13 protein-coding genes are annotated in these 16,748 nt (G+C 72.9%); 2 read left to right on the forward strand and 11 right to left on the reverse strand.

Annotated elements, in window-relative coordinates; genetic code table 11:
• Positions 1-86: 86 nt before the first annotated feature.
• The 10 genes from JJJ15_RS07710 to JJJ15_RS07755 all read right to left on the reverse strand — a co-directional run bounded on the left by JJJ15_RS07710 (position 87) and on the right by JJJ15_RS07755 (position 12,411).
• On the reverse strand, positions 87-1,499 hold the full coding sequence (locus JJJ15_RS07710) for a sugar transferase (RefSeq protein WP_106110140.1): 1,413 nt from the start codon (positions 1,497-1,499) through the stop codon (positions 87-89).
• A complete protein-coding gene (locus JJJ15_RS07715; RefSeq protein ID WP_106110141.1) occupies positions 1,500-2,633 on the reverse strand; it encodes a glycosyltransferase in 1,134 nt (377 codons plus the stop codon).
• Entirely contained in the window at positions 2,630-3,679 is a 1,050-nt protein-coding gene (locus JJJ15_RS07720; RefSeq protein ID WP_200510349.1) for a glycosyltransferase family 4 protein, read from the reverse strand. Before JJJ15_RS07720 ends, JJJ15_RS07715 begins: the two co-directional genes overlap by 4 nt.
• Complete coding sequence (locus tag JJJ15_RS07725) at positions 3,676-4,899, reverse strand: O-antigen ligase family protein (protein ID WP_200510350.1); 1,224 nt, start codon at positions 4,897-4,899, stop codon at positions 3,676-3,678. Before JJJ15_RS07725 ends, JJJ15_RS07720 begins: the two co-directional genes overlap by 4 nt.
• Complete coding sequence (locus JJJ15_RS07730; protein WP_246742257.1) at positions 4,896-6,017, reverse strand: glycosyltransferase family 4 protein; 1,122 nt, start codon at positions 6,015-6,017, stop codon at positions 4,896-4,898. The genes JJJ15_RS07725 and JJJ15_RS07730 overlap by 4 nt, the downstream gene beginning before the upstream one ends.
• 5 nt (positions 6,018-6,022) lie before the next feature.
• Positions 6,023-8,281, reverse strand: a complete 2,259-nt coding sequence (locus tag JJJ15_RS07735) for an N-acetylneuraminate synthase family protein (protein ID WP_200510352.1) — start codon at positions 8,279-8,281, stop codon at positions 6,023-6,025.
• Between the two features lie 6 nt (positions 8,282-8,287).
• Positions 8,288-8,983: an acylneuraminate cytidylyltransferase family protein gene (locus JJJ15_RS13475; RefSeq protein WP_200510353.1), complete on the reverse strand. Its 696-nt coding sequence runs from the start codon at positions 8,981-8,983 to the stop codon at positions 8,288-8,290.
• A gap of 25 nt (positions 8,984-9,008) precedes the next feature.
• Entirely contained in the window at positions 9,009-10,151 is a 1,143-nt protein-coding gene (locus JJJ15_RS07745; protein ID WP_200510354.1) for a hypothetical protein, read from the reverse strand.
• Entirely contained in the window at positions 10,148-11,158 is a 1,011-nt protein-coding gene (locus tag JJJ15_RS07750; protein ID WP_200510355.1) for a glycosyltransferase, read from the reverse strand. Before JJJ15_RS07750 ends, JJJ15_RS07745 begins: the two co-directional genes overlap by 4 nt.
• 290 nt (positions 11,159-11,448) lie before the next feature.
• Positions 11,449-12,411, reverse strand: a complete 963-nt coding sequence (locus JJJ15_RS07755; RefSeq protein ID WP_200510356.1) for a glycosyltransferase — start codon at positions 12,409-12,411, stop codon at positions 11,449-11,451.
• 105 nt (positions 12,412-12,516) lie between these two features.
• Between JJJ15_RS07755 and JJJ15_RS07760 the strand changes: the two genes are divergently transcribed.
• Positions 12,517-13,485 (forward strand): glycosyltransferase family 2 protein, encoded by a 969-nt coding sequence (locus JJJ15_RS07760; protein ID WP_200510357.1) that lies wholly within the window; start codon positions 12,517-12,519, stop codon positions 13,483-13,485.
• An 81-nt stretch (positions 13,486-13,566) separates the two neighbouring features.
• On the opposite strand, the gene JJJ15_RS07765 is transcribed toward JJJ15_RS07760, so the two are convergent.
• Positions 13,567-14,430: an alpha-1,2-fucosyltransferase gene (locus tag JJJ15_RS07765; protein ID WP_200510358.1), complete on the reverse strand. Its 864-nt coding sequence runs from the start codon at positions 14,428-14,430 to the stop codon at positions 13,567-13,569.
• A 316-nt stretch (positions 14,431-14,746) separates the two neighbouring features.
• Here JJJ15_RS07765 and JJJ15_RS07770 point away from each other — a divergent pair, with 316 nt between their 5' ends.
• Positions 14,747-16,747: an ABC transporter ATP-binding protein gene (locus JJJ15_RS07770; RefSeq protein WP_200510359.1), complete on the forward strand. Its 2,001-nt coding sequence runs from the start codon at positions 14,747-14,749 to the stop codon at positions 16,745-16,747.
• Position 16,748: the final 1 nt, after the last annotated feature.

Genomic DNA, 16,748 nt, shown 5'->3' on the forward strand with positions numbered 1-16,748 from the left:
GCCCGCTCCAGCCGCCCCGACAGCCTCAGCCGCCCCAGTCGCCCCGACTGCCCCGTGCGCCCCGTCCGTGTCCTGCGGGACCACGCTCAGTACGCCCCCCGGGAGGCCACGACGGCGTGGATGGTGCGGGCCAGGATGGCCAGGTCCTGGAGCGGGGACCAGTTGTCGATGTAGTACAGGTCCAGGCGCACCGTCTCCTCCCAGGACAGGTTGGAGCGCCCCGAGACCTGCCACAGGCCCGTGAGCCCGGGTCGGACCCGCAGCCGGCGCATCTCCTCCTCGGAGTAGCGCTCCACCTCCCGGGGCAGGGGCGGGCGCGGCCCGATCAGGCTCATGTCCCCCTTGATAATGTTGATCAGCTGGGGGAGCTCGTCAATGGAGTAGCGGCGGATGAGGCCGCCTACCCGCGTGACCCGGGGATCCTTCTTGAGCTTGAACATGACGGTGTTGGTGGTGTTACCGCCCTGGAGCTCCTTGAGGCGGCTCTCGGCGTCGAGCACCATGGAGCGGAACTTCAGCATGGTGAACGTCCTGCCGTCGCGTCCCACCCGGGTCTGGCGGAACAGGACCGGGCCGCGGTCGGTCAGGTACACCGCCACCGCGGTGATCAGCAGCACGGGTGAGGTGGCCACCAGCCCTATGACGGAGGCCAGGACGTCGAACACCCGCTTGCTGCTGGACAGGGCCCGCCCGGTGTGCGGCTCCTCCACGTAGACAATGGGCAGGCCGGCCACCGGGCGGGTGCGTATCCGGTCGGCCGCGACGTCGGCCAGGGAGGGCACGACGGCGAGCTGGGTGTGGTGCCCCTCGAACTGCCACACGTAGCGGCGGAAGTCCGTGGAGGAGGGCACCGCCCCGGCGGCGAACAGGACCAGGTCCACCCGGTTGTCGCGGGCCACGGAGAAGAGCCTGTCGGTGTGGTCCAGGGGCCCGGTGTGGGCCTGGCCCGGGCTGGGCTGGGGCAGCATGACCGTGGCCACCGGGTGCAGCCCCAGCCACGTCACCCGTCCCAGCAGGACCCGCAGCTCGGCCACCTGCTCGGGGGAGCCCACCAGCAGGACCCGGTAGAGGCCGTGCCCGTGGCGGTAGAACAGGTGCAGCAGGCGGCGTACCACCAGGCGCTCCGCCAGCAGCAGGGGGACGCCTATGACGAACAGCAGGATGAAGAAGGCCCGCGACAGGGGCGTGCGGGTCAGGAACAGGGTGGCCGCCATCCCCGCCAGCACCATGAGCGAGGCGTTGAGGACCCGACGGTAGGGCACCGTGCCCGCGCCGTACTCCCGGCTGTCGTAGCCGCCCCGGGCCGCGATCGCCGCCACCCACAGCGCCGTGGCCAGGGGCATGATCTGGAGCAGCAGCTGGTTGAGGGTGGCCGGGTCGTTCAGGCGCCCCAGGGACGCCCGCAGGTGGTAGGCCAGCAGGAAGGTCTGCATAATGACGCAGCTGTCCAGCACGAAGACGGCCAGCCGCAGCAAGCGGTCGAAGCGCCTCCTGCTCATCTAGGCCTCCGGGGAGGCAGGACGCAGCAGGGAGATCTCGTCACGGAGCGCCTGGGCGAAGCGGGACTCGCTGAAGGCGGCCCCGTGGGTGGTAATCGCCTCCCGGTCCCAGGACACGCGCTGGCCGCGGTGGACGGCGTCGGCAATGGCCGACGGCGTGGGCTCGGAGAAGAACAGGCCGGTGTCCCCGTCGCGCACCGTGTCCAGGTAGCCGCCCCCGCGCAGGGCCAGGACCGGCTTGCCGAAGGAGTAGGCCTCCAGGGGGGTCAGCCCGAAGTCCTCGAAGGAGGGCGCCAGCAGGGCCGTGGCGTGGGCGTAGGCCCACCGCATCTGGGAGTCCTCCAGCCCCTCCAGGAACCGGACGTTGGGCGGGGCCGTGCCCACCAGGTGGTCCTTGAGGGGGCCGCGCCCGATGACCACGAGCCGCTCGTCCTCCAGGGCCGCGAAGGCCCCCAGGGCGGCGTCAATGTTCTTGTAGGGCATGAGCCGGGAGACCAGGAGGTGGTAGCCGGACGCGGCCCAGTCCTCGACCTGGGGTACCGCCTGCTGCCCGGCCAGGGGGTCCATCCCCCCGGGCGGGAAGAGGATGCGCGCCTCGATGCCGTAGGCCCGGGCGATCCGCTCGGCCACGATGGTGGAGTTGGCCAGGTAGCGGTCAGCCCTCCGGGCCGCCCGGCGGTCCCAGCGCAGCAGCCCCGGACGCAGGGCGCCCAGGACCAGGGCCTGGGGGCTCAGGCGTGAGCCCTGTCCCAGGTACTGGCGGCGCAGGTAGAGGAACCGGGCCGGGGAGTGGCAGTACACCAGGGTCCGTCCCGTGGTGCGGAAGCCGTGCGCCCACCCCGTGGAGGACACCAGGGTGACCTCGGCGTCCACGCGCATGGCGCTGGCGGCGGGCGCCAGCAGGGGCAGGGCCGCCCGGTGGTTGCGACGCAGGGGGCCCACGTGGTTGAGGGGGCTGACGCGCACGTCGGCGTCGACGAACTCCGGGAAGGTCCCCTCAGGGTGGTAGAGGGTGGTGTAGATCGGGGCCTGTGGGAAGGCCCGGTGCATGGCCAGGACGACGCGCTCGGCCCCGCCGCGCACTGTGAGGTAGTCGTGGGCGATCGCCAGGGGGACCCGTGACGGCGTGCTCATGCCTGCTCCTTGAGGGCCACAGGGAGGATGTCGGTCAGGAGGAAGCGCAGGTGGCGCCGTCCGGCCTGCGCGGAGAAGTGCTGCTCCCAGCGTCGGCGGGACTCGGCCGCGACGGCGCGGCGGGTCTGCTCGGGGGCGGCCAGGGCCGCGGAGACCACCTGGGCCAGGTGGGAGGCCGAGCCCGACCGGGCGGTCCACGGGTAGCGCTCCCCGGCGACCTCGGGCAGGGCACCGGCGTCGGAGACCACGAAGGGCACGCCCGCGCTCATGGCCTCGGCGGCCGTCAGCCCGAAGGACTCGGCCCGCACCGAGGGCAGGACCGCCAGGTCGACGGCGGAGAAGAAGTCCTCCCGCCTGGCCCAGCCCACCCGGTCCACCAGGTGGGACACCGGGGCCAGGGCCGCCTCGACGACCTGCTGCTCGCGGTCGCCCACGAAGCGGGGCTCACCGGCCAGCAGCAGGCGGAAGCGCCCGGGGTCCGCGGCGTCGAGCTCGGCCAGGGCCCGGGCCAGGACCACGACGCCCTTGTCCGGGCTGGGCCGTCCCAGGAAGCCCAGGACCACGTGCTCCGGGTCCAGGACGTGGGGCTCCACCCGGATGTCGTCGGTCCAGTTGGGCAGGATCTGGGCGTCGGGGAAACGGGTCTGGGTGGAGCGCGAGGGCACCAGCGTCACCAGGGCCCCGTAGCCGGCCAGGCGCCCGGCCACCACGTGCGCCACCGAGGGCGCCTGGTGGAGGTGGACCACCCGGTCACGGTGCCCGGCGGTGGCCAGGGCGGGGACGTGCCCGTTGCACCACAGGACGCCCTGGCGCCGGCTGGCGTCCCAGCGCCGCAGCCCGCGCATGTACTCCCGTCGCCCCGAGGCCAGGATGGCGGTGGTGGGGAAGCCCTGGCGGGCGGCCTCGGCGCCCACGCCGTCCTCCGCGGCCGGGGCCACCACGCTGACCGTATGCCCCAGGTCACGTAGGGCGTGGCCGATAGCCAGGAGCATGACCTCACCCCCGCCGGTCTGGGCGTTGTTGGCGGCCATGGTGAAGTGGGTCATACGGCTGCCCTCCTTCCCTGGGAGACGGGGACCAGGCTGGTCGGTGCGGGGATCTGGCGCGTGCGGCCCGGCGGGTCGTCTGCCTGCCCGTCCCGGGGCGCCCCGGCCCACCACAGGGCCGCCCCCAGGGCCACGGCCACCGGGAAGTCCAGGAACACGTTGCCCAGGTTGAGGGCGCAGATGAGAGGCACCAGCAGGGCGGCCTCCAGCACCTTGTTGCGTATCCCCGAGGCCGGCCGGGCGAGCCTGAGGGCGACGACGAGCATGGTGGCCAGCATGAGGGTGAACAGGATCCAGCCCCCCTCGGCCCGCAGCAGCAGGTAGCTGGAGTGGAAGAAGAAGCTCTGCTGCTCCAGCTGGATGGTCAGCGTGCCCGGGCCGTGGCCGGTGAGGGGGTTGGAGGACACGATCTGCTGCTCCAGGGGGTAGATGAGCTCCCGCAGGTTGTCCGAGCCCTGCCGGTCGGCGAAGACGCCCTGGTTCTTCATGGACTCCGCGACCGTGGTGACCTGGGTGAACAGGACCGCCGTGATGGAGCCCTTGACGGCCACGGGCACGCGCGGGGGCATGAGGATCCACAGGGCGGCCATCCCGGCGGCCAGGAAGGTCGTGCGCGAGAAGGTGCCGACGATCCCCACGGCGGTGGCCAGGCCCACCACCAGGCGCCTGCCCCGGCGGGTCTCCAGGCCCAGGTAGACCAGGCCCAGGGTGATGAGCACGTACCCCGCCCCGTTGGGGTCCCCCAGGCTGCCCGTCATGCGCCCGGGGTAGTCCGAGCCGAAGGTGGCGTAGCCGTAGACGGTGCCGATCACCAGGCCCACGCCAATGCCCGAGGCCGCGGCCACGACGTCGATGCGCCCGCAGGCCATGAACAGGATGACCGCGCAGTACAGGACCATGTGGCCGATACGGAACGGGGGGATCTGGTGGTTGATGACGCCCGACAGCAGGAACCACCCGCCCAGGGCCGTCACCAGCAGCGCCGGTGCGCCAATGCGCGACCAGCCGCGCTCGGCCCGGCGGGCCAGGGACAGCAGCACCAGCGGGATCGCCGCGACCTCCCCGATGGTGGTCCCCAGCCCCGGGAACTCGAAGTCGTTGTTGGTGATACAGACGAACAGCAGGAAGTCGGGGATCCGCCCCGAGCGGCTCAGGCGCGCGGGCAGGCCGACCACCGGCTCGGTCAGGTCGGCCCAGGCGGCGCTCGTGGCCCCCCTCACGCCTGCCACCTCCCGCTCCAGGCGTCCCGGTAGACGTCCACCACGGCGGCGGCCGTCTCGGCCCGGCTCGGCCAGCCCGCGGGCAGGTGGGGGCGCTCGTCCAGGCTCGTGCCCTGGGTGTGCAGGGCGGCGGCGACCCGCCGGACGTCGTCGGCCTCCACCAGGCAGCGAACGGGCAGGATCTCGGGGTTGCCGCCCACCGGGGTGGCCACCACCCCCAGCCCGGCGGCCAGGGCGTCCAGCAGGGCGTAGGAGCAGTTCTCCCACACCGAGAGCTGGGCCAGGACGTCGTGGCCGGCCAGGGCGGTGGCGGCGTCCAGGTAGCCGGGGAAGGTCACGGCCTCCTCCAGGCCCAGGGAGCGCGCCGCCCGGCGCAGGGCCGCCTCCTGGGGGCCGGTGCCGGCCACGGTGAGCGTGGCCCGCGGGTGGTCACGGTGCAGCACGGAGAAGCCGGCCAGCAGCTCGGTGACCCGCTTCTCGGGGGCCAGGCGGGCCAGGGACAGGACGCGCAGGCCCGGTACGCGCCCCGGTACGCGCGCGTCGGGCCCCGGGGCGTCCACCCCGTTGGGGACCACCACCACGGGACGGCGGGGGTGCCAGGTGTCCCGCACGGCCTGGGCGGTGGCCCGGGAGACCGCGATGAGGGCGTCGTAGCGTCGGCACCGCGCGGCGTGCGCGGCCGCCATGAGACGGCTGACCGCCCGCCCCCGCGCTCCCGTGCCGTGGTAGACGGCGTCGTGGCCCGGGGCGGCGATACCGTGCTCGGTGGACACCAGGCGCACCGGCCAGGTGGGTGGCACCGCCAGGGCCGCCACCAGGTCGGCGTAGGCCAGGTGGGTGTGGACCACCGCCGGGCGCAGGGTCGCCACCGCGTGGCGCAGGGCGGCCACGGAGGCCGCCAGACCGTGCTCCGGGCCGAGGTCCTCCACCAGGACCCCCGCCCCCGCCCGGCGCAGGCGCTCGGCCAGCGGCCCGGGGGGGCAGAGCACCACCAGGCGGGTGCGGGGCAGCCCGACGGCGGCCACGTCCAGCACGTGGCGGGCCACCCCGCCCAGGTCCGCCACGGGTACCACCCACAGGGCCGTAGGCGCCCCCCCGGGCACGCCCCGGTAGGACATCCCCCTCACAGGTACGCCTCCAGACGGTCCAGCGCCACCCAGAAGCCCTCACCGTTGTTCACGTGTCCCATCCAGATCTCCGGGATGAAGGAGACCCCGGGGGCCAGGCGGTCCAGCTGGCCGGCCAGCTCGGGCCAGTCCACGTCCCCCTCCCCGATCTGGACGCCCTCGCCGTCCACGCCCTTGCCGTCCACCACGTGCAGGTGGGCGGCCAGGGGAGCGAGGATCTCGGTGTACTCGCGCAGGGGGCGGTGGGCGTAGTTGGCCGAGAGCATGGAGTGGGAGATGTCGTAGGTGATCTGCAGGCCGCTGCGCCGGGAGAAGTCGCGCAGCGCCTCGGGGGCCATGAACAGGTTGTGGTACTGCTGCCCGCCCAGCAGCCAGGGGAAGGGCGGCAGCGTCTGGGGGGCCAGACGCACCCCGGAGTGGTCCACCCGCTCCAGGCCCTCGATAATGCGGTCGTACATGGCCGGGATCCTCTCGGCCGGGGCCGGGCCCTCCTTGGTGAAGCCGCCCAGGGTGGCGATAAAGACCGGGTCCTGCTCCTGGCGGAAGTAGGGCCGCAGGGAGCGGGCGATGTCAATGGTGCGTTGGAGCTCGCGGATGGAGCGCTCCCAGACGGCGTCGTCGAAGGAGGCCAGGTCCAGTATGAAGTCACCGCTGAACAGGTCCGGCAGGTGACAGGTGTAGCCCATGGGCAGGGGGGTCTGCCGGTAGTCCGCGAAGACCTCCTCCACGTCCTCCTCCAGGTCCTTGTAGGAGTAGTGGAACTCCAGGAAGTCCGGCTGGGCGCCCGCGTCCAGGATGGCCTGGAAGTCGTGGTAGCGCACCGGCACCCCCCAGGGGCGGCGGAAGGAGTAGGGGCGGGGGCGGGCCGGGTGGTCGGAGACGTCACCAGGGTAGAAGAAGTCCCCCGCGGCGATGTCGCGGCTGGCGACCCGGCCCACGAGCTGGGGGCGGGCGTTGGGCTGCAGCCCGCGGCCCGGGGACTTGACCTCCACGTCCTGCTCGGTAATGCGCTGGCCCTTGACCAGGGGGCGGGCCGCCACCAGGGACTTGGCCAGGTTGGCGCGGTTCATGAACTCCCCGGGCTGGACGGTGCGCGGCCTGGTGGATCCCAGGGCGGCCTCCACCTCGCGGATCTGGCGGACCATGGTGGCCATCTCCCCGGGCAGGAGCGAGACCTTGTGATCGTTGCCCTCCAGGGAGCGGTCGACCGTGAAGTGCTTCTCGATAATGCTGGCGCCCAGGGCGACGGCGGCCAGGGGCACGTGGTAGCCCCGCTCGTGGCCCGAGTAGCCCACCGGGCAGTCCCCGATCTCCGCCAGGCGCCGCATGTAGCGCAGGTTGAGGTCCTTGAAGGGCGCCGGGTAGGCGGACTGGCACTGGAGCAGCGCGTAGGGGGCGCCGTAGCGGTGGATGAGGGAGACCGACTCCTGGATCTCCGCCTCGGTGCTCATGCCCGTGGACACCACCAGGGGCAGGCCCTCGCGGGCGGCGGCGCGCAGCAGGTCGTGGTTGGTCAGGTCCGCCGAGGCGATCTTGATCCCGTCCACCCCGTACTCCAGGAGCACGTCCAGGCTGGGCAGGTCCCAGGGGGTGCACATGACGTCGATGCCGCGCTCGCGGCAGTGGTCGAAGACCCTGACCATGGAGTCGGCCGGCAGGGAGAAGCGGGTGAGCAGGTCCAGGGTGTACTGGGCGCCCAGGTCCTCCCCGGCGGTAATGGTCCCGGCCGCGCCGCGGTAGAGGGCGTCCAGGTCCCGCAGCTGGAACTTCACGCAGTCCGCCCCGGCCTCCACGGCCAGGTCCACCAGGCGCAGGGCCAGGTCCACCTGCCCCTGGTGGTTGTTGCCGATCTCGGCGATGACCATGGTCGGCTCGTCCGGGCCCACCCGGTGGGTGCCGATGGTGAAGGAGTCGTTGCCGGGCCAGGCCACCGCCACCACGCGCCCGCGCTCGTCCAGGACCGGGACCAGGGTGACGCCGTCGCGGAAGAGCCAGTCGATCTCGTCAATGAGAGTGCCCTCGGTCACAGACCGGGGGGAGTGGTTGGCCACCGTCGAGGCGGGGACCTCCAGGTCGGTGTGGCCGGCGGCCAGGTAGCGGCGTACGTCGCCGTCGGTCAGGGAGCCGGTCAGGGTGCCGTGCTCGTCCACCAGGAAGATGGTGCGCGACTTGTTGGCGGTGATCTTGGCCAGGGCCCCCAGGAGCGGGTCCTCGGCGAAGACGATGTAGGGGGTGAAGGAGCGCTCAATGCTCATCGGCTCTCACATGCCTTCCTGCTGCATCTGGGCCAGGGTCCTGCCCGCCAGGGCCAGGTCCAGGGGGCCGTCAATGTCCACGCCCTCGACCTCGTCCATGACGAACAGCCCGATGCGCCCGCCGATACGGTTGTTCCGCTGCCGGTACACCCAGGGCCGGGTGACGTAGAGGGAGCCGGTCTCCCGGTAGCGCATCTGGTCGGCGGTCAGCTCCTGGCGGCGGGGGCGGTGGTCGACGTCGAAGTCCGCCGTCGGGCCGTGCCCGTCACGGGCCGTCCACCACAGGAAGGGCGTCTGGGGGACGACGCCGACCAGGGAGTCCACGCCGGTGTCCCGGGCCTGGGCCACGGCCCGGGCGATGGTGCCCGGGCGGCGTACCGGGCTGGTGGCCTGGAGCAGGACCACGTGCTCGGGCTCGTAGCCCTGGGCGGCCAGGACGTCCATGGCGTGGAGGATGACCGGCTCGGTGGGCGTGGTGTCCTGGGCCAGCTCGACGGGGCGGTCGATGACCTCGGCCCCGGCCCCGGCCGCGACCCGGGCGAGCTCGGGGTCCTCGGTGGAGACGACCACCCGGGCGCCGTCCACGGCCAGGGCCTGCTCGATGGTCCACACCACCAGGGGCTTGCCGCCGACGTCGCGGAGGTTCTTGCGAGGGACGCCTTTGGAGCCTCCACGGACGGGGACGACGATGAGCGTGCTCATGGGATCCTTCAATCTGCCGGTGCGTTCAGTGGCGTGTGAGAGCCAGGGCGACGGTCCGGGCGGGTTCCTGCCCGGTGGCGGGTGGCGGGGGGGTGGGGGACGCGCCCCAGGGAGACATGCTATAGCGGGCGTGGAGGGCGCTGAGCCAGTCCGGCGCCCCCGGGGCGTGGACCCACGCCGCCAGGCCCCGTGCCGCCGCCTCCAGCACGCCGGTGGAGAAGACCGACACCACGGGAGAGCGGGTCTCCACCAGGGGGGTCCCGGAGCGGTCGATGGTAATGCCCTCCCGCTCCCAGGCCGCGTGCGTCCAGCGCGACAGGCGGTCCCTCTCTGCGGGGTGGGGCCGGTAGAGGGCGCCCGTGGCCCGGCAGAAGTCGTGGCTGGTAGCGGTCATGTAGGCCCGGCCCAGCTCGACGCCGTGGAGCTGGCCCAGGAAGGTCGGCGCGGCGTCGGACCCGGCGTTGGCAGGGGGCTCCTGGGCGGCGCGCCACAGCAGCTGGGAGGCCACCACCTCGTGGCTGACGTCACGGCGGCCCGAGGCCCAGAAGGCGGCGTCGGCCTCGCTCCAGGCCAGCAGGTGCGCGCCCACCGGCAGCGGGGCCATAAAGGGGGTCAGGATCCCGTGCTGGACCACCACGAACCGGGCCCCGTGGGACTGGGCCCACCGGTAGGCGCCCGCGCCCAGGGGCAGGTAGTGGCCCACGGCCAGGACGTCGGTGACGCTGTCGAGGCGCTCGGCCACGCCGGCCGCGCTCAGGGGCACCACGTCCCAGCCCGGGGCGGGGCGGGCCCCGGCGCCCCCGGCGCCGTCGGACCCGTCCAGGAGCGCCAGCACCTCGGGCGGGCAGACCACCACGACGTCGCGCAGGTGGGCCAGGGGGGCGATGAGGGCCGCCTGCTGGGAGGAGGTGGGGGCGTCCACCACCACGGCCACGCGCGGCGCCCCGCCCCGGCTGGCAATGACCGCCTCCGGCCCCCCGGCCCCGCCGTGCAGCACGCGGCCCGAGGCCGCGGCCACGGCGGCCCGGGCCCGGCGCAGGCGGTGGTGGGAGCCCTCCCAGGCGCGCCAGGGCGCCAGGCGCTGGGGGAAGAGCAGGCGGTCGGCGGGGGCCTGCGGGGCCGGGGCGTGGCCCACCAGGAGGGGGACGGCCAGGTCGGTCAGTGTCATGCCCACAGCGCCTCCAGCTCGGCGGCCCGGTGGTCGATGGTGTGCTCGGCCAGGGTGCGGCGCCGGCCCGCCTCGCGCACGCCCTGGGCCCAGGCGGTGTCCGTGGCGGCCCGGCGGCACAGGTCCACCAGCTCCTCGGGGGAGTGGAAGACCAGGACCTCCCTGCCCGGCTCGTAGAGGTCGGCGACGTCGTCGCGGTCAATGAGCTCCAGCCCGCCGACGCCGGGGATCTCGTAGGTGCGCATGGTGAAGCCGTCCTGGCGGTCGTGGATATTGAGGCTGGCCACCGCGCCCGCCTGGATCCCGTAGGCCACCTGGCGGGGTACGTCCCGGTGGGAGGGGACCGGCGGGCGCCGGGCCAGCCAGGTGCGCGCCAGGTCCACCGGGTGGTGGGAGAAGGAGCGTCCGTAGGCCCGCACCGCCACCCCGGAGCGGTCCAGGTGGGCCAGCAGGGCGCCGCGCTGGCCGTAGTTGGCGCCGATGAACACCACCTCGTCGCTGGACCGGGGACGGTAGGGCAGGTGGGAGTCGTAGCCGTCGCGTACGTGGACGACGTGGGCGCCGCGCGCGGCCAGGGCGGCCGTGTCATGGGCGGAGTAGGAGGCCACCGGCCCGTGGGCCATGACCGCCTCGTAGCTGGTGCTCATCCGCTCGATCTCGTCGTAGACGAGGGTGACGGGGCGGGCCCCGACGTCGGCCACCGCCTCCCAGAAGTCCTCCTGCAGGACGTCGCCGCGGATGACCAGCACCCGCTCGGGGCGGCTGGAGCGCACCGCCCGGGCCGCCCGGGCGCTGACCTGGCGGGCCCAGCGCGCCCGCCCGTCCCCGCCCAGCCGGTCCACCAGCTCCACGCGGGCCTTGTGGCCCAGCCGGGCCAGGACGCCGCCCAGCTCGTCGTAGCGCAGGGTGCGGGTGGGGTGCCCCAGGCGCCGGAACGCGCCCTCATAGGCCTGCCAGTACCCGTGGAAGGACGGGGAGACAATGAGGAGGTGCGGGCTTGACGGCATCACATCATCGTAACGGGTCCCCGGGCCTCCTATGAACAGGCTGTGGACCCCGGCGACCCCTTCCGCGCTGGTGGAGGGCCCGGCGCTGACCAGGTTGGGGGGCATGTGAGGCCCCCGGCCGGACCAGGAGGAGGCGGAGCAAGACCGCTATGCGTATTATAACACATGGATATGGTGTAGATCTCTCGCGGGATAAAGGCGATATCCTGTTCGTATCGTGACATTCTGTGCGCGGAGACGTGTTCCGTGCAAGGCGGGGGTATTCACGCACAAGGTCGTGCCTGTGGGCCCTACCGGCGGGCCGGAGCACGGTTGGCCGCCGGGACCCACCGCTCGGGGTGGGTCAGGAGGTGGTACTCCTCACGGGCCACCTCCACCGGGCGCACCGGTGAGCCCGCCAGGCGGCGGGCCGTGTTCCACACCAGGTTGACCGCGGTGGCGGCCGCCAGCCCGGCCTGGAGCCGCCGCGCACCGGCCCGCCCCTCCCACTTGCGCGCGTACCGCAGCCTGCCGTCCACCAGCCAGCCCCGGCGCCGTTCCGGGGCCGAGGAGGCACCCCCCTCGTGCCCCACCGACAGGCCGCCGAGCAGCACCGAGGGGACGCACAGCTCCCTCAGGCGCCGCTGGAGGTCCACCTCCTCGCAGTTCATGTAGAAGGACTCGTCCAGGCCGCCCACCGCGCGCCAGACGGCGGCAGGCACCAGCATGAGGGCCCCGATGACCCAGTCCACCGCGGTGTCCCGCCCCGAGGCCGTGCGCGTGTCGTGCCCCACCGCCTCGTGCAGGGCCGGCAGGTGGCGCCAGCGGGCCAGGGGGACCAGCCACTCGGTGACCTGGTGGGCGGTGGTGGGGAAGTGGCGGCCCGGCCAGGAGGTCCGTCCTCCCGGGGTCAGCACGTCACAGGACACCAGCGCCGGCATCCAGGGGGCCGCGGCCGCCACCAGGCGGTCCAGCAGGTCCGGGGCGACCTCCAGGTCGGAGTTGAGCACCAGCAGCAGCTCCCCGGTGGCGGCGGCCGCGCCGGAGTTCACGGCGGCCGCGAAGCCCCCGTTGCGCTCGCGGCGCACCACCCGCACGCCCTCGGTGGCGGGGAAGGGGGTGGGGGAGTGGTCATCGGAGACAATGACCTCGTGCAGGTGGGGGGAGGCGCTGGCGCGCAGCGAGGTGACCAGGTCCTGCGCGGGGCCGGGATCCCCGTAGAAGGGGATGACGACGCTGACGGTCGGTGCGGTCCTCGTGCGGTGCTCAGGCATTGCCGCATCGTATCGTGGAGGCGGCCTCCCGCCGCGGCAGCGCCCGGCACGGGCTGACCGGCCCCGCGGCGGCCGAAAGAGCAGGATGGAGCAGGAGGACGAGTGATGGAGCCCCGACCCGTGAGACGTCGGCTGAGTGCCAGGGCCCAGGTCGGCCAGTTCAACTGGTACCGCAGGCAGGTGGCCGAGACGCGGATGCGCCCGGAGATGCGCCAGGTGGCGCGCGGTATGCGCCTGCCCCGCCTGCGCCTACGCCGTCGCGTCACCGGATCCGTGTGGGCGGTCACTATGGTGCGTGATGAGAAGGACATCCTGCCGACCGTGGTCACCCACCTGCTGGACCAGGGGGTGGACCACGTCCTGGTCGCCGACAACCTCTCCCAGGACGGGACCTACGAGTACCTGCGCGACCTGGCCCGCCGGGACCCCCGGGTGCACGTGGGGCGCGACACCACGGTCGCCTACTACCAGAGCGCCAAGATGTCCTACCTGGCCCGGGCCGCCTGGCGCGCGGGTGCCGACTGGGTGGTCCCCTTTGACGCCGACGAGCTGTGGTTCGCCCGTGAGGGGTCGCTGACTCACTACCTGAGGGGTCTGGACGCCGACGTCGTGGGCGCGGACTGGTACGACATGGTCCTCCTGGACGATGGGCCGGTCGGTCCCACCTCCTCCTTCCTCCTGGACACCACCCCCAACCCCCTGGGCAAGGTCGCCTTCCGCTCCCACCCCCTGGCCCTGCTGGAGATCGGCAACCACGGCGTGGCCCGCGTGGGCACCTGGGCCCAGGACGGCCTGGCCGTGGCCCACGCCCGCTACCGCTCCCAGGAGCAGGTGGCCCGTAAGTTCCGCCAGGGGGCGCAGGCCCTGGCCGCCACTGGCCTGGACTCGCACTACGGGGGGCACTGGCGCCAGGGGGCGCAGGCCTCCGACGAGGAGCTGGCGCGCATGTGGGAGGGGATGCGCCGTGGTGAGCCCGAGCCGCGCGTCCACTGGTTCGCCACCGGGCCCATGGTGCGTGTCCGGCCGGTGTCCTGGTCCTGCTGGGAGCTGGAGGCGGCCGCGCCCCGGTCCTGACCGGCGCGTCTACCCAGGCAGGCGCTCCTGGCGTCACGCGCCCCGGCCCCACGCGCGTGCCCGGGTCTCTAGCGCCCGTACCTACCTCGCGTCGGCCTCGGGCGCGGGCGCCGGGGGCTGCCAGCCTCCCGGGACGTCGCGCACGTAGCTCCAGGCGGGGTCGTGGAACCAGGGCTCCCGCTGCCCGAAGGCACGCTGGTGGAAGTAGGGGGCGACGACGTCGGCGGGGTCGGTGCCCAGGACCGTGGCCAGGTAGCCGCCCCAGTAGGAGAAGGTGGAGTTGGCCAGGACCAGGCGCCGTGAGACGGCCAGGGCGGCGATGTCGTCGAACATGTTCGTGCCGGGACGGGTGAAGGAGGCCGAGGTGACCCCGGCCTCGTCCAGGGTGGGTGCGAGGTTGGCCTGGCACCAGGGCAGGTCGTCGGAGACCACCTGGACGTGGCCCAGGGGGGCCCGGGCGGCCTGGAGGGCGAGCGCGGCGGCCACGTAGGGCACGATCCGTATCCCGAACTCCGCCTCGTGCACCGTGCCGTAGTAGTCCCCGCGGCGGACGTTGACCGTCAGCGTCCCCGGCGTGACCACCTCGCGCGCCGCGGCCAGGCGGTCGGTGAAGGACGGGGAGGACAGCAGCCGGGCGCGGGTGAAGTCGGTCAGGTCGGTGCGGGTGAAGTCGGAGTCGAAGCCCGCCCCCAGGCGGGCTATCCGGCGGTCGGTGACGTGCATGCGCCCGGGCAGGCACAGCTCGGCCAGAGCAGGGAACTCGGCGACCCACGGCGCCTGGCTGGGCACCACCTGGACGTAGGTCTGGGGGTTGGCCCGCCGCAGCGTGTGGGCCAGCATCCACAGGTACAGGTGGTTGCCGCCGTTGGTGGCCGCGTGGGCGTAGAGGACGTCGCGCGGCCCCCGGCGCACCAGACGGCGCAGCCGCCCCCGCAGATCGCTCATGTGGTCCCTCCCTACCGTGTACCGCTCCCGGCGCGCCCGGGGCGCTCGTGGGTCTGACGGTGGCATCCTTTCACAGCGGCCGGGTCCCCGGAGGTGCCCAGCCCCAGCTGTCTGGTCACCGGAGGTGCGTCCCACTGCGGGACCGCCCGGACGTCGTCGGACCTGGCGCCTCAGACCTGGGGCGTCGGACCTGGCGCGCCCTGGCCCTTGCCCCCGCGCCCGCTGTGACCTATTCCTGTCGCGGCGTCGGTAACCCAGCCGATACTCTTCACCCCGGACCACACAGGGCCGCGACGGCGGCCGGGAAAGGAGCGTCGTGAGGACACTCGGGGCGTACCGCCACTACATGGGGGTGCTCTTCAGGCGCGGTGAGCGCTGGCGCCTGGCCGTCTCGGTGGCGGGCAGTATCGGGATCGCCCTGCTTGACACGCTGTCGGTCCTGCTCGTCTCGCCCCTGATCCAGGCCATGGGCGACAGCTGGCGGCAGGGCACCGCCGGGACCGTGGCCCGGATGCTGGGGCTGACCACCCAGACGAGCCTGGTCGCCTCCCTGCTGGCCATGGTCATCGGCGGCTTCGTCCTCAAGGACCTGGCGGCCGTCGCCTTCAACTGGTGGTCCCTGGGGTTCACCGCGAGCGTGCGCACCAGGGCCCAGGTGGAGATGACCGAGTACTACATGCGTCTGCCCTACTACCACCACGCCCACCTGGGCCTGGCGGTGATCCTGCGCAAGACCATGGTGACGGTGGCCCAGGCCTACGGCGCCTTTGCCAACTCGGTCATCGGGATATTCGTCCAGATATTCTCGGTGGCCCTCATGGTGACGGCGCTGCTGGTCTCCTCCCCGCTGATCACCCTGACCCTCCTGGCGTTCCTGGGGGTCGCCGGGGTCGTCTTCCTGCGGATTATTAAGCCGGTCAACCAGCGGCTGGGGCGTGAGCAGGTCGAGCTCAGTGAGAAGAGCTACGGCCTGGCGATCGACGCCTTCGGTGCCATTAAGGAGACCCAGCTGCGCAACTCCTACGAGTACTTTATGCGCAGCATGACCGGGCCCATCCGTCGGGGCGCGCAGATCGAGCGGGTGTCGGGGTTCGTCTCCGCCCTGCCCAAGCAGACCATGGAGATCCTGTTCATGCTGGGGCTGGGGGTCGTCTTCGCGGTCTCCGCGGGCGACGGGGTGTCCTCGGACATGCTCGCCACCATTGCCCTCCTGGTGGCGGCGGCCTTCCGCCTGCTGCCCACGGTGGCCGGGCTCATGGGCTCCGTCGCCAATATCCGCCACGCCGAGGCCGGTACCAGGGAGTACGTGGAGTCCAGGCTCGCCTCCCTGCGCCCGGGGGCGGTGCCCGCGCCCGTGTCCAACGAGGGCGTGGTCCCCATGGCGCTGACCAGCGAGCTGGTGGTCGACGGCGTCCACTTCTCCTACTCCCCCCAGGGCCCCGAGATCCTCACCGGTATCAACCTGCGTGTTCCCGTCGGCAGCACGGTGGCGTTCGTCGGCTCCTCGGGCGCGGGAAAGTCCACGCTCCTGGATGTCATTATGGGGCTCCAGACCCCCACCCAGGGTCGTCTGCTGGCCGACGGCGTCGACGTGTCCACGAATATGCTGGGGTGGCAGCGCAATATCGGCGTGGTCCCCCAGGAGGTGTTCCTCACCGGTCGTACCATCGCGGAGAACGTGGCCTTTGACGAGGAGATGGAGGATATTGACGAGCAGCGGGTGCTGCGGGCCCTGAAGCGGGCCGATATCCTGGACTTCGTCCAGGACCAGCCCGAGGGTATCTGGTCCCGTTTCGGTGAGGGGGGGCGACGCCTGTCCGGCGGCCAGCGCCAGCGGGTGGGGATCGCCCGGGCACTGTACCGCGAGCCCAGGATCCTGGTCCTGGACGAGGCCACCAGCGCCCTGGACAATGAGACTGAGGCCCGCATTGCCAGCACTATTGCCGAGCTGGGTGATGACATTACCGTCATTATCGTGGCCCACCGCCTGTCCACGGTGAAGGACGCCGACATGATCGCCTTCCTGGCCGACGGGCGGGTGGACGCCGTCGGCACCTTTGCCGAGCTCCTGGAGATCTCCGAGGGGTTCAGGACCCTGGCCGAGCTGGGCGACCTGGGCCAGACGGTGTCCGCCGCCCGGCAGGCCGCCGGTCAGGTTGCGCAGGGCCCGGCCGCACAGGGGGTTACCAAGAGTCCGGCTGCCGCCGGTCAGGCCGTGAGCCCGGTTGCCGTGAGCCCGGCGCCCGTCCAGGCGGACGCCCCTAGCGGGGCGGCACCGGTAGACTCCGACACGGTTCCTGCCACGACGCAGGCCTGAG

The sequence above is a fragment of the Actinomyces sp. HMT897 genome (assembly GCF_016626125.1).
In the GTDB taxonomy this organism is placed as follows: domain Bacteria; phylum Actinomycetota; class Actinomycetes; order Actinomycetales; family Actinomycetaceae; genus Actinomyces.